The 19624-nt window shown below is 66.6% G+C and carries 17 protein-coding genes; 2 read left to right on the forward strand and 15 right to left on the reverse strand.

Annotated elements, in window-relative coordinates:
* Positions 1-527 (reverse strand): peroxiredoxin (locus tag G3N93_RS15070; RefSeq protein ID WP_206133382.1); only part of this gene is annotated, 527 nt, incomplete at its 3' end.
* A gap of 279 nt (positions 528-806) precedes the next feature.
* On the opposite strand from G3N93_RS15070, the gene cdpA reads away from it, so the two are divergent.
* Positions 807-2549, forward strand: coding sequence for a bifunctional diguanylate cyclase/phosphodiesterase (gene cdpA / locus G3N93_RS15075; RefSeq protein ID WP_206133388.1), 1743 nt, complete (start codon positions 807-809; stop codon positions 2547-2549).
* A 27-nt stretch (positions 2550-2576) separates the two neighbouring features.
* Complete coding sequence (locus G3N93_RS15080) at positions 2577-4076, forward strand: HDOD domain-containing protein (protein ID WP_174935085.1); 1500 nt, start codon at positions 2577-2579, stop codon at positions 4074-4076.
* Between the two features lie 108 nt (positions 4077-4184).
* Here the strand turns inward: G3N93_RS15080 and G3N93_RS15085 are convergent, their stop codons facing one another.
* The 14 genes from G3N93_RS15085 to hpnK form a co-directional block, all read right to left on the reverse strand.
* Positions 4185-4979 carry an ABC transporter substrate-binding protein gene (locus tag G3N93_RS15085; protein WP_043182082.1) on the reverse strand — a complete coding sequence of 265 codons (795 nt, stop codon included), beginning with the start codon at positions 4977-4979 and terminating at the stop codon, positions 4185-4187.
* Positions 4980-5334: 355 nt separating this feature from the next.
* Entirely contained in the window at positions 5335-6384 is a 1050-nt protein-coding gene (gene astE / locus G3N93_RS15090) for a succinylglutamate desuccinylase (RefSeq protein WP_206133383.1), read from the reverse strand.
* Positions 6368-7708 (reverse strand): N-succinylarginine dihydrolase, encoded by a 1341-nt coding sequence (astB, locus tag G3N93_RS15095; RefSeq protein ID WP_206133384.1) that lies wholly within the window; start codon positions 7706-7708, stop codon positions 6368-6370. Before astB ends, astE begins: the two co-directional genes overlap by 17 nt.
* Before the next feature lie 14 nt (positions 7709-7722).
* Positions 7723-9186 carry a succinylglutamate-semialdehyde dehydrogenase gene (gene astD / locus G3N93_RS15100; protein WP_206133385.1) on the reverse strand — a complete coding sequence of 488 codons (1464 nt, stop codon included), beginning with the start codon at positions 9184-9186 and terminating at the stop codon, positions 7723-7725.
* Between the two features lie 7 nt (positions 9187-9193).
* Positions 9194-10225, reverse strand: a complete 1032-nt coding sequence (gene astA, locus G3N93_RS15105) for an arginine N-succinyltransferase (protein WP_174935093.1) — start codon at positions 10223-10225, stop codon at positions 9194-9196.
* Positions 10222-11274 carry an arginine/ornithine succinyltransferase subunit alpha gene (gene aruF / locus G3N93_RS15110; protein WP_174935095.1) on the reverse strand — a complete coding sequence of 351 codons (1053 nt, stop codon included), beginning with the start codon at positions 11272-11274 and terminating at the stop codon, positions 10222-10224. Before aruF ends, astA begins: the two co-directional genes overlap by 4 nt.
* 30 nt (positions 11275-11304) lie before the next feature.
* Positions 11305-12537, reverse strand: coding sequence for an aspartate aminotransferase family protein (locus tag G3N93_RS15115; protein ID WP_043182068.1), 1233 nt, complete (start codon positions 12535-12537; stop codon positions 11305-11307).
* Between the two features lie 1127 nt (positions 12538-13664).
* Entirely contained in the window at positions 13665-14708 is a 1044-nt protein-coding gene (locus tag G3N93_RS15120) for a GlxA family transcriptional regulator (RefSeq protein WP_069247521.1), read from the reverse strand.
* A 22-nt stretch (positions 14709-14730) separates the two neighbouring features.
* Entirely contained in the window at positions 14731-15531 is an 801-nt protein-coding gene (locus tag G3N93_RS15125; RefSeq protein WP_174935097.1) for an ABC transporter ATP-binding protein, read from the reverse strand.
* A 20-nt stretch (positions 15532-15551) separates the two neighbouring features.
* A complete protein-coding gene (locus tag G3N93_RS15130; RefSeq protein WP_011351456.1) occupies positions 15552-16265 on the reverse strand; it encodes an ABC transporter permease in 714 nt (237 codons plus the stop codon).
* Complete coding sequence (locus G3N93_RS15135; RefSeq protein WP_206133386.1) at positions 16262-16951, reverse strand: ABC transporter permease; 690 nt, start codon at positions 16949-16951, stop codon at positions 16262-16264. The genes G3N93_RS15130 and G3N93_RS15135 overlap by 4 nt, the downstream gene beginning before the upstream one ends.
* A 276-nt stretch (positions 16952-17227) precedes the next feature.
* Positions 17228-17785, reverse strand: a complete 558-nt coding sequence (locus tag G3N93_RS15140) for a hypothetical protein (RefSeq protein WP_174944365.1) — start codon at positions 17783-17785, stop codon at positions 17228-17230.
* Positions 17786-17872: 87 nt separating this feature from the next.
* Entirely contained in the window at positions 17873-18916 is a 1044-nt protein-coding gene (locus G3N93_RS15145; protein WP_174935105.1) for a lysylphosphatidylglycerol synthase domain-containing protein, read from the reverse strand.
* Positions 18913-19624: hopanoid biosynthesis-associated protein HpnK (gene hpnK / locus G3N93_RS15150; protein ID WP_206133387.1), on the reverse strand; the 712-nt coding region annotated here is incomplete at its 5' end. The genes G3N93_RS15145 and hpnK, both read right to left, overlap by 4 nt.

Below are 19624 nucleotides of genomic sequence, written 5' to 3' on the forward strand. Positions count from 1 at the left end.
CACGCCTTCACGGCGGCGAGCGTGTTCTCGACGTGCTTGTCGGGCGACATGCTCGTGTATTCGTAGAGAACCTTCCCTTCCGGCGAAATCACGTAGGACACGCGGTTCGCCTTGTCGATCGCCGGCAGCTTCGCGTCGTATTCCCGGATGATCTTCGCGTCCGGATCGGCCGCGACCGGGAACTTGCTCCGGCACTCGCTCACCGAGAACTTCGTCAGCGTGTCGATCTTGTCAGCCGATACGCCGATCACCGTCGCGCCGTAAGCCTTGTAACGGTCGACCGCGTCCGCGAACGCGTGCGCCTCGATCGTGCAACCCTTCGTGAACGCGGCCGGGTAGAAATACAGCACCACCGGCCCCTGCTTCAGCGCGTCCGCGAGCGAGTACGTGTAAGTCTTGCCGCCCAGCGACGCCTGCGTCGTGAAATCGGGCGCCGCGGCACCCGGCTTCAATTCCGCCTGCGCCATCAGCGCATGGCCGGCCACCAGCGCCGCCACGGCGGCGCCCAGCAACAGTTTTCGCTTCATCTGCGTCCTCATTTCTTATAAAGTCAGCCTCGATGTAGGCCCCGCCGAAGTTCGCCTGCCGAACATCTGCGTGACCGATCCGGTCCAGCGGCCATGCCATCCGCGGCCGGTCCGTTAAAGATTCCGCACAGTCTGCCGTTATTCCTTCCGGACAACCGGTTCCAGCCCTTCACGTCAGCGAGAAACATGGAAGCCAACAGGAAACAGACGTCACGCAAGGGCTCCTGGCGCAGCGCCTTGCATACGCTGCGCCGCTTCGCCTGGTCGGGCGGCGCGCTGATGCCCGCGCGCGCCGGCGCGCCGCGACGCGACGACTCCGTGCGCAACTGGCTGGAACAGACGGTCGGCACGGTGGATTTCCTCGCCCATGTCGACCGCGAGCTGCGCTTTCTGTACGTGTCCGACGCGAGCCTGCGCTTCATCGGCTACCACCGCGACTACCTGCACACGCTGACGCTGCGCGACCTGATCGCCGAACAGGATACCGCGGCGCTCGAAGGCCTGCTTGCACGCGCTGCGCGTTCCGGCCAGGTCGAGAAGGCGACGATGTGCATCGTCAAGTCGCTCACCTACCCGCTGGACGTCGAGATCCGCGCGTTCAAGAGCCGCCACCACGGGGTCGACGGGTTCGCGATCGCGGCGTTCGACGTGTCGTCGTGGCGCGCGCTCGAGGCGCGTCTCACCTACGAAATGCACCACGACCCGATGACGGGGCTCGACAACCTGTCCGCGCTCGTGCCCGCGCTGATGCGCGCGCAGCAGGCCGCCGACGGGGAAGGCAGCTGCGCGGCGCTGCTGCTGCTCGACCTCGACGACTACCAGCGGATCAACCGCGCGCTCGGCTACGACGCGGGGGACACGCTGCTGCGCGAAACCGCGCAGCGGCTGAAGGCGCTCGTCACGCCGAACGAGCAGCTCGCGCGCGTCGCGAGCGACAAGTTCGCGGTCGTGCTCGGCGCACCGGACCGCACGCAGGCCAGCAATGCGGCGGACGCACTCGCGCGCCGGCTGCAGGCCGCGGTGCGCGAGCCCTACGTGTACCAGGGGCAGACCGTGCACCTGTCCGCGAGCATCGGCATCGCGCTCTACCCTGACGAACGCTCGGCGCCGCATCGCGCGCAGCACCACAGCCCGCTGCTGCGCCGCGCCGACCACGCGCTCGCGCAGGCGAAGGCGTCGGGCGGCAATGCGCTCGCCTTCCACGCGCCTGTCGACGATCCGGCCGACGCCGAACGGCTGAAGCTCGAAGCCGACCTGTACGACGGCGTGCGCAACGGCGAGTTTTCGCTCCATTTCCAGCCGATCACGCGCAGCCAGTCGGGCGCGGTAGTCGGCGTCGAGGCGCTGATCCGCTGGCGCCATCCGGTGCACGGCCTCGTGCCGCCGGCGACTTTCATTCCGCTCGCCGAATCGATCGGCCTGATCAACTATCTCGGCAACTGGGTGCTCAAGGCCGCGTGCATGCAGCTCGTCGCCTGGGACCGCCAGGGGCTCGCGCTGCAGTACGTGGCGGTCAACGTGTCGCCGCAGCAGTTCCGCGACCCGCGCTTCACGCAGAGCGTGCGCGAGGCGATCACGCTGACGGGCATCGACCCGCGCCGCATCGTGCTCGAGATCACCGAAAGCCTGCTGATGCACGATCCGGCGCAGGCGAAGGGGCTGCTCGAGGAGCTGACCGATCTCGGCATCCGTTTCGCGATCGACGATTTCGGCACCGGCTATTCAAGCCTTGCATACCTGCAGCGCTTCCCGCTCGCGAAGCTGAAGATCGACCGCAGTTTCGTCGAGAACCTGCTGACCTCGCGCAACGACCGCGCGATCGTGTCGGCGGTGGTCGGCCTCGCGCAGACGCTCGATCTCGAGCTCGTCGCGGAAGGCGTCGAGACCGAGGCGCAGCGCGAATTGCTGACCGAGATGGGCTGCAACCATATCCAGGGCTGGCTCGTCTGCCAGGCGCTGCCGTCCGAGGAGCTCGCGCGGCGCTTCGAGGCGCAGCAACTGCACCTGCACGCCGCCGCCTGACGCGCGCGGCGAACCGGACAGATCCGTATGTCAATCACCGAACACCTGCCCCGCACCGCATTGCTCGACAAGCTGTGGGCCCGGATGAACGAACGGGGCGATTTCCCGCTGCTGTCGGAATCGCTGCGCGCGACGATGGCCGCGATGAAGAACGACGACCTCGACTTCACCGCGCTCGTGCGCGTCGTGCTGTCGGACTTCGCGCTCACGCAGAAAGTGCTGCGGCTCGCGAACTCCGCGATGTACATGGCGTTCGGCGGCAACATCACGACCGTGACCCGCGCCCTGATGGTGCTCGGCATGGATGCCGTCGGCCACCTGGTCGTCGGGCTCAAGCTCGTCGACCATTTCCACCACAGTACGCCGCGGCGCATCGACGCGAAGCTCGAACTGAACCGCGCGCTGCTGTCCGGCTGCGTCGCGCGCAAGCTCACCGAGCGCGCCGAGCTGCGCGCGGGCGAGGAAGCCGTCGTCTGCACGCTGATGCGCCAGGTCGGCAAGCTGCTCGTGGTCTGCTATCTCGACAGCGAATGGGACCGGATCCGCCGCCGCGCGGCCGAACTGAACGGCGACGAAGCAGCCGCCTGCATCGATGTGCTCGGCGTCGGCTTCGACGAGATCGGGCTCGAGGCGGCCGCGCGCTGGCGCTTGCCCGACGTGATCCGCGCGGGGATGGCCGACCACGACCACGTGGTCCACGCCGACGCGTTCGGCAACGATGACGACGACCACGATGCGGGCCATGCGTCCGATGACGGCCCGGCCGCCCGCGTCCGCTGGCTGCGCGCGATCAGCCGCTGCTCGACCGATGTCGCGGGCGCGCTCGTGATGCCCGCGAGCCCGCAGCGCGATGCGCGCATCGCGGCGCTCGCGCAGCACTACGGCGCGGAACTCGACATGGAATCCGACGCGCTCGTCGAGATCGCCGAGCGGCTCGCGCGCGAGGAAGCGAGCGACACCGTGATGCGCGAGATCGTCGAGCTGCGCGCGAACGCCGATGCGATCGCGCGTGCGCAGGCCGAGCCCGAGGCATGCCTCGAAGCCGGCCTCGCGGACCTGCGCGCGCTGCCGTCCGAGCACGTGCTGACGCCGGTGCTCGCACTCGCGTCGGAAAGCCTGCTGGCCGGCCTTGCGTTCACGCGCACCGTGATGTTCGTGCGCCACGACGACGGCATGTTCGCCGCGCGCCTCGGCTTCGGCCCCGGCGTCGATACGACGCTCGACCGGCTGCGCTTCGACGAGCGCTTCGAGCCGGACGTGTTTCATCTCGCGATCTCGAACTCGGTCGGCATCTTCATCGAGCAGGCGCAGGAGCCGAAGATGCTCAAGCGCCTGCCCGCGTGGTACCTCGACGCATTCGACGACACGCGCGCGTTCGTGCTGCTGCCCGTGCGCGTCGGCACGACGACCGTCGCGCTGCTGTACGGCGACTGGGCCGGTGCTCAGCCCGCGCGCAAGATCACGCAGCAGGAGATGGCCGTGCTCAACGAGCTCGCTCGCGAACTGGGCCGGTTCTTTCCGGCCTGACGCGACCGCCGGCCGCTGCCGCGCCGTTTCCCGTCATTTCCCGCCCCCAAAAACAAACCGGCCGCATCAGCGGCCGGTCAGCTTGCATCGTGCGATCGAACGCAACGCTTACTTGAGCGTCACGGGCACGCTGAAGTACTTCTTCGCGAGGTTGTCGATCGTGCCGTCGGCCTTCAGTTCCTTCAGCGCCTGATCGAGCGCGGTCTTCAGCGCCGCGTCGTTCTTGCGCAGGCCGAAGCCGACGCCCGAGCCGAGGATCTCGGCGTCGCTCACGGTACCGCCCGCGAACGCGAAGCCCTGGCCTTGCGGCTTCGTCAGGAAGCCCTTCGAACCGGCTTCCGCGTCCTGGAACGTCGCGTCGAGACGGCCCGACTTCAGGTCGGCGTAGGCCAGGTCCTGCGTCTGGTACGGCACGACTTCGACGCCTGCCGGCGCCCACTTCTTCTTCGCGTACGCTTCCTGGATCGTGCCCTGCAGCACGCCGACGCGCTTGCCCTTCAGCGATTGCGGGGTCGGCAGCAGGCCGCTGCCCTGCTTCGCGATCAGCTGGTTCGGGATCGTGTAGATCGCGTCGGTGAACGCGATCGCGTGCTTGCGCTGGTCGGTGATCGTCATGTCCGAGTTGATCGCGTCGAACTTGCGCGCCTGCAGCGCCGGGATCAGGCCGTCGAAGTCGTTCTCGACCCACACGCACTTCGTCTTCAGCTTCGCGCACACCGCGTTGCCGATGTCGATGTCGAAGCCGGTCAGCTTGCCGTCGGGCGTCTTGTATTCGAACGGCGCGTACGAGGCTTCGACGCCGAAACGGATCTCTTTCAGATCCGCTGCCATCGCGCTGCCTGCCGCCACGGCCGATGCCGCCACCACCGCATGCGCGGCCACTTTACGCCAATCCAACTTCATCAGGTGTTCTCCTCGATACTCGAATGTTCCGGAACTACGGGCGCATGCATCATTGCAGGGTCGGATGACCACGGCAATGCTGCCGCCGCGCCGTGATGCGGCGCAACAGCCGCAAGGCCGCGATTGTACCAATCCGCGCGGCCCGATATGGCAAAGCAGCCGCCGGTACGTGATGCTGCACTGCGTGCATCGACGTCAGCCGGGCTGCCCGTCGAACTTGCAAGACGATGTCGCAAATACGCAAGCGCGACCCGCGGGCCGTCTGCGCGGCGTGCAGGCTTCATCTCGAAAATGGAATGGTTGCCGGACGATGCGCGGGCCGCGGATCGCCACGGCCGCGCGCAATCGATCAATGTCAGACGAGCGCCGCGACCGTCTCGCGGGTCGTGTCGATGACGAGCAAGCCCGCACGCAAACCCGGCTTCACCGACGGATTCGGGAACACGATGCGCTCCTCGTCATGCGTCACCGTGTAGCGGTAGTCGCCGTCCTGCGCGAGCACCGTGCCGCGTGCGAACGCGGTGAAGTTCGCGACGTCGGCCGCCACGAACAGTTCGAGCGCGTCGCTCTGCTTCGTGATCTGGTCGATCACCGTGAAGACGCGCGGCAACGGAACGTCGGCCTCACAAGCTGCACCCGACACGAGCTTGCGCACCGCGCGGTCGGCCGGCGCGAAGCGCGTCAGGTCGTTCTGGCCGAACGGGCGCACCTTGCCGAGTTCCAGCGTGCATGCGAGCGCGCCGCAATGCTCGGCCGTGAAATGCGAGTACGTGTTGCCCTTCGCGGTATGCAGCAGCACGGCCGCGATCTGCGCGTCGCCGAGCCATTCGAACATCGTGCGCGTCGGCGGCATGCCCGTGTGCGGCAGCAGCGCGAACTGCTCGAACACCGACGCGCGGATCGCCGTATGCATGTCGATGTGCCAGCGCGCGGCGCCGGCCGGCGCGGCCGCGAAAAACGCGGCAGCAGCGGCTTCGAGCTGCGTGGCACGCGGCGCTTCACGGCTGGCGGGCACCTGCGCGTGGCGGCCGCTGAACAGGCGGTTCAGGTCGTCGTCGAGATAGCGTTCGCCGGCGCGCATCGCCGGCACGTTGCCGAGCACGACGAGCAGCCGGCACGCGAGCGGCAGCGCCCCCGATGCAAGATCGCGCACGAGCATCGACAACAGCTCGATCGGCGCCGTCTCGTCGCCGTGCACGCCGGCCGACACGAGCACGCTCGCGCGCGCCGTATCGGCGGCCTCGGCCGGTTCCAGCGCGAGCAGCCCGTCGCCGAGCCATTGCCAGCGCACGGCGCCGGCGGCGCAGGCGCCGTCCGTGGCGGACGGTGCGCTGCCGGTCAGCGTGAACGCGAGGAAGTCGTCGAGCAGCGCGTTGGCCATGCGTGAATCAACGCTGGAAGTCATACAGCGAACCGACGCGCAGGATCTGCGTGAGCTCGTCGAGCGCCGTGCGCGATTCATCGAGCAGCGCCGGGTCGGCGAGGTCTTCCGGTGCGAGGCGATCGCGATAGTGCCGGTCGATCCACGTGTCGAGCGACGCGAACAACATGTCGTTGATCCACACGTTCGACGTGACGGCCGCGCGTTCCGCTTCGTTCAACACCACGCGCAGGCGCAGGCAGGCAGGGCCGCCGCCGTTCTTCATGCTTTCGCGCAGGTCGAACACGAGCACGTCGTGAATCGGGCCGTTGCCGGCGGCAAGCTCGTCGAGATAGGCCGCGACGTTGCCGTTCTCGCGGCATTCCTGCGGCACGACGAGCACCTGCGAGCCGTCCGCGCGCGACAGCAGCTGGCTGTTGAACAGATACGACGTCACCGCGTCGTTCACGCTCACGGCTGCGTCGGGCACCTCGATCACGTTCAGGCGCGCACCGCGTGCGTCGAGCGCAGCGGTCAGCGTGTCGTAGATCGCCTGCTTGTTGACGAACGCGCGCTCGTGCGTGAACAGCGTGTCGCGGTTACCGACCGAGATCACGTCGTTGTGGAACACACCCGCGTCGATCACGTCCGGATCCTGCTGCGCATAGACCGTCGCTTCTTCGGCAAGGCCGTGGCGATGCGCGACCGCGCGGCTCGCCTCGAAGGTCTGGCGCGCCGGGAATCGCTTCGGCTCGGGGCCGCGGCGGTATTCCGCGCGGCCGTACACGAAGAACTCGATGCCCGGCTTGCCGTATTCGGCGCAGAAGCGCGTGTGGTTCGCCGCGCCTTCGTCGCCGAGTGCCGGCGTGCCGGTCAGCGCTTCGTGCACCGCGAAATGCGCGGGATCGGCGAACAGCGTCGACAGCGTGCGGCGCGTCGCTTCGTGCTCGATCGCGCGATGCAGCTTGCTGCACAGGTTCGCCGGCGTGAAGTGCACGCGACCATCGCTCGTGTCGGCCGACGGGCTGACGGTGGCCGCGTTCGCGGTCCACATCGCCGATGCCGAGCTCGCCGCGGCGAGCAGTTCGGGCGCCTGTTTCGCGGCCTTCGCGATCACGTCCGCGTCCTTGCCCGAGAAGCCGAGCTCGCGCAGCAAGCGCAGCGACGGCCGCTCCTGCGGCGGCAGCACGCCTTGCGCGAAGCCGAGATCCGCGAGCTGCTTCATCTTGCGCAGCCCCTGCTTCGCGGCGGCCTTCGGATTCGCGGCCGACTTTTCGTTGTTGAGCGACGCCACGTTGCCGAACGACAGCCCGGCGTAGTTGTGGGTCGGGCCGACGAGCCCGTCGAAATTGGCTTCTTGTGCGTTCATCGTCGTTCCCTCGATCAGAAATGCAGGCCCGGCGACAGGCTCGCGGGCAAGGTCAGTTGCGTGCTTTCCACCGACGCCATCGGATACGCGCAATAGTCGGCCGCGTAGTACGCGCTCGGACGGTGGTTGCCCGAGCGGCCGGCGCCGCCGAACGGCGCGGCGGACGATGCGCCGTTGGTCGGCCGGTTCCAGTTGACGATCCCCGCGCGAATCGTGCGGCGGAAGTGTTCCCATGCCTTCGCATCGTCGGCCAGCAGGCCGGCGGACAGGCCGAACGCCGTGTCGTTCGCGCGCTCGATCGCGTCGTCGAACGTCGCGTAGCGGACGATCTGCGCGAGCGGGCCGAAGTGTTCTTCGTCCGGCAGGTTCGCGACACCCGTCACGTCGACGATCGCCGCGTTCACGAAGCCGAGGCGCGGATCGCGCTGCGTCATCGCGATGATCGGCTTCGCGCCCTGCTCGATCAGGCGCGACTGCGCGTCGACGAGCTTCGCCGCGGCACGCGCCGAGATCACCGCACCCATGAACGGCTGCGGATCGGCGTCGAACACGTCGGCCGTGATCTTCGACGTGACGTCGGCGAAGCGCGCGAGGAAGCGGTCGCCGAACGCACCCTGCGGCACGAAGATGCGGCGCGCGCACGTGCAGCGCTGGCCGGCCGACAGGAACGCCGACTGGATCGTGTGATGGACGGCCGCGTCGATATCCTCGACTTCGCCGATCACGAGCGGGTTGTTGCCGCCCATCTCGAGCGCGAGAACGATTTCCGGGCGGCCGCCGAACTGCTTGTGCAGCAGCGTGCCGGTGTCCGAGCTGCCGGTGAAGAACAGCCCGTCGATCTGCCGATGGTTCGCGAGCGCGATGCCCGTGTCCTTCTCGCCCTGCACGAGGTTCAGCACGCCGTCCGGCAGGCCTGCTTCCTTCCACACTTCGACCGTCGCGCGCGCGACGCCCGGTGCGAGCTCCGACGGCTTGAACACGACCGCATTGCCGGCGATCAGCGCGGGCACGATGTGGCCGTTCGGCAAGTGGCCGGGGAAGTTGTACGGGCCGAACACCGCGACGACGCCGTGCGGACGGTGACGCAGCACCGCGACACCGTCAGCCATGTCCTGGCGCTTCTCGCCGGTGCGTTCCTGGTAGGCCTGGATCGAAATGCCGACCTTCGCGGCCATCGACGCGACTTCGGTGCGCGCTTCCCACAGCGGCTTGCCCGTCTCGCGGCCGATCGCGGCTGCGATGGCTTCCTTGCGTTCGGTGAGCAACGCGGCGAAACGCTTGACGATCGCGCAGCGCGATTCGAAGTCGAGCGCCGACCAGCCGGCGAAAGCGCGGCGCGCGCTCGCGACCGCGCGATCGACGTCCGCCGCCGACGCGCTTTCACCCTGCCATGCGATCTCGTCGGTGCCGGGGTTGCGCGAAGCGAACACGGGGCCCGAGCCTGCGACCCAGGCGCCGTCGATGAAGAGTTCCGTCATGATTCGTTTATCCCTGTTTGACTTTGAGCGGCAGCACGCGCACCGGATCGCCGGCCTTCACGTCGAGCGCGACGGCATCGTCGGCCGACAGCACGAACGAGCCGTTCGCGACCACGCCCGGCGCGACGCCGACGCGGAAGTCGGTGAGCGACGTGTTCGACACGAGCGACTTCGGTGCATTTTCGCTCGCGTCCGGCACGCCGATCGCGACCGGCACGACGACGCTTTCGCGCACCGTGCGCAGGTCGTTGACGTGGCATTCGAGCACGGGGCCCGCGTCGAAGATGTCGACGTGATTCTGGTAACGCAGCCCTTCCGCCTCGAGCATCTTGCGGGCCGGCAGCGTGTCGCGGTGCGTAAGGCCGACCGCGTCCTGCGCGTCTTGCGGCAGCAGGTCGACGTACACCGGGTAGCGCGGCATCAGTTCCGCGAGGAACGACTTGCGGCCGTGCGAGCTCAGATAGTCGGCCGCGTTGAAATCGATCTGGTAGAAGTGCGAACCGACGGCGCGCCAGAACGGCGACGTGCCGTCGTCGTCGAAATGGCCGCGCAATTCCGCGCAGATGCGTTCCGGAAAGCGCTCGCGGAACTGTGCGATGAACATGAAGCGCGAGCGCGACAGCAGGCCGCCCACGCCGCCCGTGCGATAGCGCGGGCTCAGGAACAGCGAGCACACTTCCGCATAGCCGGTCAGGTCGTGCGAGATGTTCAGCGCGGACATCCGTGTCCACACACCGAGCTCCTGGCTCGCGTGCACGACCGTACTCACGCGATAGTTGTAGAACGGTTGTTCGAGGCCGACCTGCGTCTCGATCCCGCACACGCCCGCGATGTCGCCCGTCTTCGATTCTTCCATCACGAAGAAATAGCCGGCCTCGCCGGCCGCCGCCTCGCCCGCGAGCGTGCGGCGCGTGCGCTCGATGCGCGCGGCGAGCGCGTCGCGGTCGGGCTTGAACGTGGTCAGGCCCGGCCCGGTTTCCTTCGCGAGCGACACGAGCGAATCGACGTCGCCCGTTTGTACGACCCGAACGACGATCATGCTGCGTCTCCCTTCAAATCTTCATCGTCGCGGCGGTGCAGCGGCACGCAGCGCACGACATCGCCGTCCTTCACGTCGAGCGCCGCGCGCACGTCGCCGGCCAGCGGCGCGTCACCCGCATCGCCCGGCAGGTCGGCCAGCACGCAGCGGAACGATTCGCCGCTGCCCGTCGACACCATGTAGGCCACATCGCCCTGCTGGTGTGCGGCCTCGCGCACGATGCGCTCGGCGCCGTGCTTCACGCACGCGGTGCGGTCGACCTGCGCGGTCAGCACCGGGCCCGCGTCGAAGATGTCGACGAAGCGGTCGGGTTCGAAGCCTTCCTCGAGATGGATGTCGTACGCGAGCAGCGCCGATTCGTTCGGCTCGCCGAGCACGCGCTGCGCGGCTTCCGGCAGCAGCGGCACGTAGAGCGGATAGGCCGGCATCACTTCCGCGATGAAGGTGCGGCTGCGGCCGCCCGACGCGATGTCGACGTCGGTGAAGTCGCGGCCGAAGAACTTGCGGCCCACCGCTTCCCAGAACGGCGAGGCGCCGTTGCCGTCGCTCACGCCGAGCAGCAGCGTGAACACTTCCGGCGTGAAGCGGCGGCGGTTTGCGGCGATGTACATCATCCGCGCACGCGAAATCAGGTGCGCGGCCGCGTCGCCGCGCAGCGACGGATCGACGTAGAAGCCCGCCAGCCGGCTCTTGCCGGTCAGCTCGTGCGACATCGTGAGCGCGTGGATCTTGCGGTTCACGTGCAGCTCGCGCGACGCGTGGATCAATGCGTCGTTGCGGAACGCGTAGAACGGTTCCGAGTAGCCGGCCGCGGCCACGATGCTCGCCGTGCCGAGCAGCTTGCCGGTCGTCGAATCCTCGAGCACGAAGAGGTAGAACTCCTCGCCGGCGAAGTCGACGTCCGCGCGAAACGAATCCTCGGAGAGCGCCACGCGCGCTTCGAGCGCCGCGCGGTCGTGCGGCAGCGAGTGCAGGACCGGCTGCGCGGTGCGCGCCATGTGCGCGAGCGCATCGAGATCCGTGAGTTTGCCGGGGCGAACAAATAGCATCGTCGTTCCTGTCTGCGATGGGTGCGCCGATCAGCGCGCGGTGGCTTCCTGGGCGGCGAGCACTTGTTCGACTGCCTTCTCGAAGCGCTTCATGCCTTCGTCGAGCAGGTCGAACGGGATCACCAGCGACGGCACGAAGCGCAGCACGTTCGGGCCGGCGATCAGCATGATCAGGCCGTTTTCTGCTGCTGCGGTGACGAAGTCCTTCGCGCGGCCGTCGAATGCGGCGGTGAGTTCGGCGCCGACGAGCAGGCCCTTGCCGCGCACGTCCTTGAAGATGCCGAAGCGCGCGTTGATGCGCTCGAGCGCGCCTTTCAGGCGCACGCTGCGTTCGCGCACGCCTTCGAGCAGTGCCGGGTCGCCGATCAGTTCGACGACCTTGTCGGCGATGGCCGATGCGAGCGGGTTGCCGCCGTACGTCGTGCCGTGCACGCCGACCTTGAAGTGCGCGGCCAGTTCGTTCGTCGTCAGCATCGCGCCGATCGGGAAGCCGTTGCCGAGTGCCTTGGCGGTCGTCAGGATGTCCGGCGTGACGCCGGTATCCATGTAAGCGTAGAACTGGCCCGTGCGACCGACGCCCGTTTGCACTTCGTCGAAAATCAGCAGCGCGCCGTGTGCGTCGCACGCTTCGCGCAGCGCCTTCAGGAAGGCCGGATCGGCCGGGATCACGCCGCCTTCGCCCTGCACCGGCTCGACGATCACGGCGCAGGTTTGCGGGCCGATCGCGGCCTTCGCGGCTTCGATGTCGTTGTACGGCAGGTGCTTGATGCCGGCCGGCACGGGGCCGAAGCCTTCCGAGTACTTCGGCTGGCCGCCGACGCTGACCGTGAAGAACGTGCGGCCGTGGAACGACTGCACGAACGAGATGATTTCGGCTTTATCGGCGCCGTGGCGATCGAACGCGACGCGGCGCGCAAGCTTCAGTGCGGCTTCGTTCGCTTCCGCGCCCGAGTTCGCGAAGAATGCGCGGTCGGCGAAGGTCAGCGATTCGAGGCGCTTCGCGAGGCGCAGCACCGGCTCGTTCGTGTAGCCGTTGCCGATGTGCCAGAGCTTGCGGCTTTGTTCGTCCAGGACTTTCAGCAGTTCCGGGTGGCCGTGGCCGAGCGACGTCACGGCGATGCCGCACGCGAAATCGATGTATTCGCGGCCGGCCGTGTCCCACACGCGGGAGCCCTCTGCGCGATCCGGCACGAACGGCGCGGGGGAAAATACCGGCACCATCACTTCATCGAATGTCTGGCGGTTCACGGTCGAGGTCGTCATGGTCGTTCCTTTCGGTTTCGTAAGAGGGTTCAACAGGATCAAGTTTAGGTAAGGGTGACGCAAGCGTCTTGCGGAATTGCGACGGGTTCTATCGGAAGCGGATAGTGCGCTTTGTTTTTGCCCTTCCGGGCGGGGGCTTGTGGGCTTTGGTGGCGGTATTTTGAGGCTTTTTGGGTGGTGTGCTCTTGTTTGGCGTGAAGCACCTGTGGTCTTGTCGGTCTATTAGCGTCGCCCCTGCGCGGGGCGGCGGTTACTTTTCTTTGTCTTGCCAAAGAAAAGTAACCAAAAGAAAGGCGCTCGGATAACGCATGACCTCCCGGTGCCGTAGTGCTCGGAGTGGATCGCACCTAAGTGTCCGCGCCAGTCACGAACACGGAGTGGTTCGAGCAATGGTTCTGACACCCTCCACCACCCAACAGAGCGGTATACCGCCCGCTAGCTCCGCCCTCGCTTCGCTCGGCCGACAGGGACACCCCCTCCAGTAACGCTTGCGATCAATCAGCTCCCGCAATCACAGGCGAACTCCCCGAATCCCGCGAATCCAGTCCTGCCCTCATCCGCAAAGAAAAAGGGACGCAGCACGCACTCTCGCACTCTCGCACTCTCGCACTCTCGCACTCTCGCACTCTCGCACTCATGTGCTCTCTTGCTCTCTTGCTCTCTTGCTCTCTTGCTCTCTTGCTCTCTTGCTCTCGACGTTATCAAAGACTCACCGATGGCAAGCAGTCCGATAGGTACGAATAATGTGAGAAAAGGGGGCGCTTGGCCTGCTGCTGAATTGTAGGTAGAGGCATGCGAGCGCAAGCAATGCGCCGTGAAGTACCTTGCGGCCGAGCGAAGCGAGGATGGAGCTAGCGGGCGGTATACCGCTTTGTGGGGTAGTGGGAGGTGTCGGAACCATTGCTCGAACCACTTCGTGTTCGCGACTGGCGCGGACACTTAGGCGCGGTCCACTCCGAGTGCCACGGCACCGGGAAGTCATGTGTTATCCGAGCGCCTTTCTTTTGGTTACTTTTCTTTGGCAAGACAAAGAAAAGTAACCGCCGCCCCGCGCAGGGGCGACACTAATAGACCGACAAGACCACAGGTGCTTCACGAAAAACAAAAGCGAACCACAAAAAACGAAATCAATCCTTCGCACCGCGCTCGACAAGCGCGCCCCCACGAGGCTCGCCGCCTCCACCGGTCTGCTTCTCGAGCCACGCTCTCCGATCCTCCCGAGGCGTCACGCCAAACCGTTCGCGGTAAGCGTTAGAAAAGTGCGCAGCAGAAGAGAACCCGCAAGCGAGACTGACTTGAACAACCGACTTGCTGGTCCGCTGCAACTGAGTCCTTGCCTTTAGCAACCGAAGATTGAGGTAATACTTGGAGGGCATCGCCCCGAGATACTGTCGAAAGAGCCGCTCCAGTTGCCGGCGTGAAACGCCAACGAGCTCGGCGATCTCATCGGTGGTCAACGGATCTTCGACATTGGCTTCCATCAACAGCAGAGCATCATTCAACCGAGGATGTCGCTCACCGGGCGCGGTAACAAACGGAATCCGTTGGCGTTCCTCGCCACTCCGCAGCGTCCCGGCGCCGAGCGCATCGGCGATCCTCTCCGCGAGATCCGGCCCATGTTCCCGGCCAATCATGGCCAGCATGAAGTCAACAGTAGCCTGCCCACCGGCACAGGTGGCTCGATCGCGATCGATCTCGAAGATCTGCTGCGTGACGATCGACCGCTCGAACTGTTCGGCGAACTGCTGATAAGTCTCCCAGTTCACGCTCACGCGATACCCGGAAAGCTGCCCGGCCATCGCGAGCCACCACACGCCGTGGTGAATGCCGGTGACGATCGGCGTCCGCTGCCCCACCCTCGCGAGACTCGCGAGAAACAACCGGTAGTCGGCAAACTGCTGAAACCGCTCCGACACGACGATGACCCAGTCACACGCAATCGCATCGTTGAACGCGGCATCGGCATGCCACTGCGCGCCGCCGGCGAGCGGCACCGGCCGCCCGTCCCACGAACACACCTGCCAGCGATACAGCAGCCGCCCGTCGATCTCGTTCGCGAGGTTCAGCGCATCGACGATCGGACCCACGCCCGACATCGACACGGGCGGCAATGCAACGATCGCCACCTGCGTCGTGCGGGTGGCGCCTGCGGGACGAGACACCGGTACCACGGTTGAAACCTGCCTTGTCGCGTTACTTGAGACTGCCCGACAGGAACTGCTTCAGCCGCTCGCTCTGCGGGCGTACCAGCACTTCCTTCGGATCGCCCTCTTCCTCGGTCCGCCCCTGATGCAGGAACATCACGTGGTTCGACACGTTGCGAGCGAAACCCATCTCGTGCGTGACGACGATCATCGTGCGGCCTTCCTCGGCCAGCTTCTGCATCACCTTCAGCACTTCGCCCACCAGCTCCGGGTCGAGTGCCGACGTCGGCTCGTCGAACAACATCACGTCCGGATGCATCGCCAGCGCGCGTGCAATCGCCACGCGCTGCTGCTGGCCACCCGACAGATGCGACGGATACTGCTTCTCGACGCGCGGCGGCAAGCCGACCTTCTCGAGATACTCGCGCGCACGCTCCTCGGCTTCCTTCTTCGAAACGCCAAGCACGTGCAGCGGCGCTTCCATCACGTTCTCGAGCACGTTCATGTGCGCCCAGAGGTTGAAGTGCTGGAACACCATCGCGAGCTTCGTGCGAATGCGCTGCAACTGCTTGTGATCGGCAACTTCGAGCGCACCGGCGCGGTCGGTCTTCGTGCGCACGGTCTCGCCGTCGACGACGATCTGCCCCGCATTCGGCCGCTCGAGAAAATTGATGCAGCGCAGGAACGTGCTCTTGCCCGAGCCGCTCGCGCCGATGATGCTGATGACGTCGCCGGCTTTCGCGTTCAGCGATACGCCCTTGAGCACTTCGTTGTCACCGTAGCGCTTGTGAATGTCGACCGCGGCAAGCTTGGTGGAAGCGGCAGCGCTCGTTTGAGTGATCTCGGCCAACTGGCTCTCCTCGAAGTGATTCAATGACGGGCGGCCGCGAGATACGCAAGCCAGTGGCGCTCCGCGCGGCGAAACGCCGCGACGAGTGCGAACGATACCGCAAGATAGATCAGCGCGGCGATCCCGAACGACTGGAACGCCATGTAGGTCGCGGAATTCGCATCGCGCGCGACCTTCAGGATGTCCGGCACGGTCGCCGTGAACGCGACGGTCGTCGCGTGCAGCATCAGGATCACCTCATTGCTGTACAGCGGCAGCGCGCGACGCAGCGCCGACGGCAGGATCACGCGGCGATACATCGTGAACGGCGACATCCCGTACGCACGCGCAGCCTCGACCTCGCCGTGCGGAATCGCACGGATCGCACCCGCGAAGATCTCGGTGGTGTACGCGCAGGTGTTCAGCGCGAACGCGAGAATCGCGCAATTGAAGCCGCTGCGGAAGAACGCGTCGAGCAGCGAGTGCGAACGCACGAACTCGAGGCTGTACATGCCCGTGTACAGCAGCAGCAACTGCACGTAGAGCGGCGTGCCGCGGAACACGTACGTGTAGAACCGCACCGGCGTCGACACCCACTTGTTCTTCGACACGCGCGCCACCGCGAGCGGCACCGCGCACACGAAGCCGAGCGAAATCGACGCGACGAGCAGCCACAGCGTCACCGCGAGGCCGGAGAGGCGCTGGCCGTCCCAGTAAAGGAACGCCTGGCCGAATTCCTGGAGAATCTCGATCATAGATCTGCGTGCCGCACGCCCATGGAATAACGCTTCTCGAGCTGGATCAGCACGAGGTTGGAAACGGTCGTGATCGCGAGATAGATCAGCGCCGCGACGAGGATGAAGAAGAACATGTTGAACGTGCTCTTGCCGGCGTCCTGCGCGGCCTTCACGACGTCCGCAAGGCCGATGATCGACACCAGCGCGGTGGCCTTCACGAGCACCTGCCAGTTGTTCCCGATCCCGGGCAGCGCAAAGCGCATCATCTGCGGAAACATGATCCGCGCGAACACGCGTGCGCCGCTCATCCCGTAAGCCGCCCCGGCTTCGAGCTGGCCGCGCGGCACCGACAGGAACGCACCGCGGAACGTCTCGGTGAAGTACGCGCCGTAGATGAAGTCGAGCGTCAGCACGCCGGCCACGAACGGGTCGATGTCGATCTGGTCCCAGCCGACGAAGTCGGTGAACTGGTTCAGCCAGATCTGGATGCTGTAGAACAGCAGCAGCATCAGGACGAGATCGGGCACCGAGCGGATCAGCGTCGTATAACCGGTCGCGATCGCTCGCAGCACCCGGTTGTGCGACAGCTTCGCCACCGCGCCGATCAGCCCCAGCGCCACCGCAGCGGCGAGCGACAGCACCGACAGCTCGATGGTCTGCACGGTGCCGGCCCAGAGGACAGGACCAAAGCCGTAAAGGAACACGCGCGTCTCCAGAGTTGGAATGGATGCCGACGCGTATGCCTGTCCCGCGCCGGGCTGACGCGGATAGTCGCAAGCGAAATTGATTGCCTCAAACCACCTTGCACGCGATTGCTGCGCCGCAACAATCCGTCCCATCATTTGCAACTACGGCCTACGCCGCTGTTTCAAAAGGAAAAAAGCCGCTCCCTGACAACCGGATAACCGGCAAGGAAGCGGACTTTTTGCAATTTTCCGGTCGCTTTTTCGATATAGCGCCGAAGACGGCTGCGGCTGCGCTTACCGCCCCTTCAGGATGTCGGAGCGCGAAGTCGTATAGACAAGCCCGTCCGGGCCGAAATGGACGTTGAAGAACGCGTCGGTGTTGACGCCGTCCTCGAGCCAGCGCCAGCTCCAGACGATCTCGGGCTTGAGCGGATACTGCGCGATGTCACCGGGCTTGCCGAGCAGGCGCCGCACCTCGTCCTCGTTCATGCCCGGGCGCACCTTCGCGAAATTCTCGGCGGTCAGCACCTGCGTCGCGCCCGTGTAGCGGCCGTTCGGATCAAGATCGACGAACCACGTCTGGTTGCCCATCGGGCCGCGCGGGTATTCGAGCCGCTTCGAGCCGTCGGTGAAGTCGCGCTCGGTCTCCGGCTTGCCCATCGTGCCGCGCACGTCGGCCTCGGTCGATTCGCCGACCTTCAGCCCCTTCAGCAGCAGCGGCGCGGGCTTGATCGCGTTGAAGAAGTCCCTGATACGTTGCACGTCGAGGTTGCCTTGCTTGTCGTCGCAGCCGGTCAGTGCCAGCGCGGCGGCCAGCATCGTGACGGGAAGCAGCCGGAAACGGAAATTCATCGGAAGAAATGCACGTCGAGAAAACACGCGGCAAGGATACCCGTGCGACGCCAAAAGCGCGAGACGGGCGCGCGGCCCGTCTCGTAATCAATGCATCGTTTCGGTTTCAGTCTCGGCCACGCGGCTCGTTGCTTCCGGCGCGCGCGGCACGGCCGGCGGCGCACCGATGCGGCGGCGCGTGCGCACGAGTTCGGCCAGTTGCCACGAACCGAGCGCCAGGCAACCGAACAGCACCTCGCGGCCGCGTTTGACCAGCGCGAGCGACAGCGCCGTCTCGCGGTCGACGCCGAACATCTGCGCGAGCAGCACGACGGTCGCCTCCTGCACGCCGAGGCCGCCCGGCACCATGAACGCCGCATGGCGCACGGCCTGCGTCATCGCCTCGATCGCGATCGCGCCGCCGATCGACACCGGATGGCCGAGCAGCGCGAGCGCCCAGTAGATCTCGAGCGCGCCGAGCATGTAGCCGGCCAGCTGCCAGAAGAACGCGCTGAACAGCAGGCCCGTGCGCGACATCAGCCCATCGATGTCGGCATCGAGCCGCTTGCCGTCGACGCCCTGCAGCAGCCGGTGCGAATCGCCGAGCAGGCGGCCCGCGAAACGCTCGATCGCATGGAAGATGCCGCCGCGACGCATCAGCACGACGCCGAGCACCGGCAGCGGCAGCGTGAGCAACAGCGCAAGGCCGATCGTGCCGCCGCCCATGTTGTCCGTCGTCGCGAGCAGCAGCACGAGGCCGAGCGCCGCGAACGCATACTGGACGACGATCGTCACGAGCACCTCGACGATCACCGACGCCGTCACGCGACTCGCGTCGGGCACCTGCCAGCGCGCGAGCCGGATGCCGACCAGCTCGCCGCCGATCCCGACCACCGGCAGCAGCCGGTTCACCGCTTCGCGGACGGTCGCGATCCACCACAGGAACGGCAGCGACGAGCGCTTGTCGAGCAGCAGGTGCCACGCGTACGCGTCGAGCAGCAGCGGCAGCGCATGGAACGGCACGAGCCACAGCAGCGCGTAACCGGCGCGCGCGAGCATCTGCGACACGTCGCCGATGCCCTCGTGCAGCCCCAGCGCGAGCAGGATGCCGATGCCGAGCGGCCAGCCGAGCCATTTGATCCACTTGGTCATGACGGCTGCGCTCCCGGTGCGCGCGACGCCTGCGCGCCGCGCCGTGCCGCGGGCTGGCCGAACACGTCGGCAAAACCGCCGGTCGCGACACCCGCAGCTTTCAGCGCGGCCGCGACGCGCGGCGACAGCAGCGCATCGAGTTCGTCCACCGGACGATAGCCGGCCATCGTCGGCGTGATCGGGCCGTCACCGGCCTCGGCCGGATGGCAGTAGATCTCGCCGACACCCGGCGGCAGCGTGGCCAGCGCATCGAGCAGCACGGTTTCGTCCATCGCACCCGTATGCTCGATCCCGACCACGTAGTCGTTGTGCGCGAGCCCCGCGCGGTCGAGCCGCGCGCGCACGAGCGCGATCCACGGCTTGAGCAGCGCGGGCGCGCTCGTCTCGTAAGGCAGCCGCACCGCACGCAGCCCGTAGTCGCGGCCGATCTCGATGATCATCGACAGCACGGTCGGATGCAGGTGGAAATGCTTGTGCGCGTTCACGTGGTCGAGCGGCAGCCCGCTCGCCGCGAACGCATCGAACTGCGCGCGAATCTCGCGGCGCAGCTGCGCCCGCACGTGCGGCAGGAAAAAGAAGCGACAGCCGTCCTTCGCCATCGCATCGCCGAACCGCCCGTCGGGGCCGACGAGCGCGGGAATCTCATGCGCGGGCAGCGTGGCCGGGCCGTCCGCGAGGACGAGATGCAGACCGACCGCGAGCGACGGC

Source organism: Burkholderia sp. Se-20378 (genome assembly GCF_017104665.1).
GTDB lineage: Bacteria > Pseudomonadota > Gammaproteobacteria > Burkholderiales > Burkholderiaceae > Burkholderia > Burkholderia lata.

What these genes read in the sequence shown, in the direction of transcription:
- astA (WP_174935093.1), bottom strand. Translation starts at nt 10,225, where the DNA reads ATGATCGTCGTTCGGGTCGTACAAACGGGCGACGTCGATTCGCTCGTG.
- cdpA (WP_206133388.1), top strand. Translation starts at nt 807, where the DNA reads ATGCCCGCGCGCGCCGGCGCGCCGCGACGCGACGACTCCGTGCGCAAC.
- G3N93_RS15145 (WP_174935105.1), bottom strand. Translation starts at nt 18,916, where the DNA reads ATGACCAAGTGGATCAAATGGCTCGGCTGGCCGCTCGGCATCGGCATC.
- G3N93_RS15130 (WP_011351456.1), bottom strand. Translation starts at nt 16,265, where the DNA reads ATGATCGAGATTCTCCAGGAATTCGGCCAGGCGTTCCTTTACTGGGAC.
- astE (WP_206133383.1), bottom strand. Translation starts at nt 6,384, where the DNA reads ATGACTTCCAGCGTTGATTCACGCATGGCCAACGCGCTGCTCGACGAC.
- G3N93_RS15115 (WP_043182068.1), bottom strand. Translation starts at nt 12,537, where the DNA reads ATGACGACCTCGACCGTGAACCGCCAGACATTCGATGAAGTGATGGTG.
- G3N93_RS15140 (WP_174944365.1), bottom strand. Translation starts at nt 17,785, where the DNA reads ATGAATTTCCGTTTCCGGCTGCTTCCCGTCACGATGCTGGCCGCCGCG.
- astB (WP_206133384.1), bottom strand. Translation starts at nt 7,708, where the DNA reads ATGAACGCACAAGAAGCCAATTTCGACGGGCTCGTCGGCCCGACCCAC.
- aruF (WP_174935095.1), bottom strand. Translation starts at nt 11,274, where the DNA reads ATGCTATTTGTTCGCCCCGGCAAACTCACGGATCTCGATGCGCTCGCG.
- G3N93_RS15085 (WP_043182082.1), bottom strand. Translation starts at nt 4,979, where the DNA reads ATGAAGTTGGATTGGCGTAAAGTGGCCGCGCATGCGGTGGTGGCGGCA.
- G3N93_RS15080 (WP_174935085.1), top strand. Translation starts at nt 2,577, where the DNA reads ATGTCAATCACCGAACACCTGCCCCGCACCGCATTGCTCGACAAGCTG.
- astD (WP_206133385.1), bottom strand. Translation starts at nt 9,186, where the DNA reads ATGACGGAACTCTTCATCGACGGCGCCTGGGTCGCAGGCTCGGGCCCC.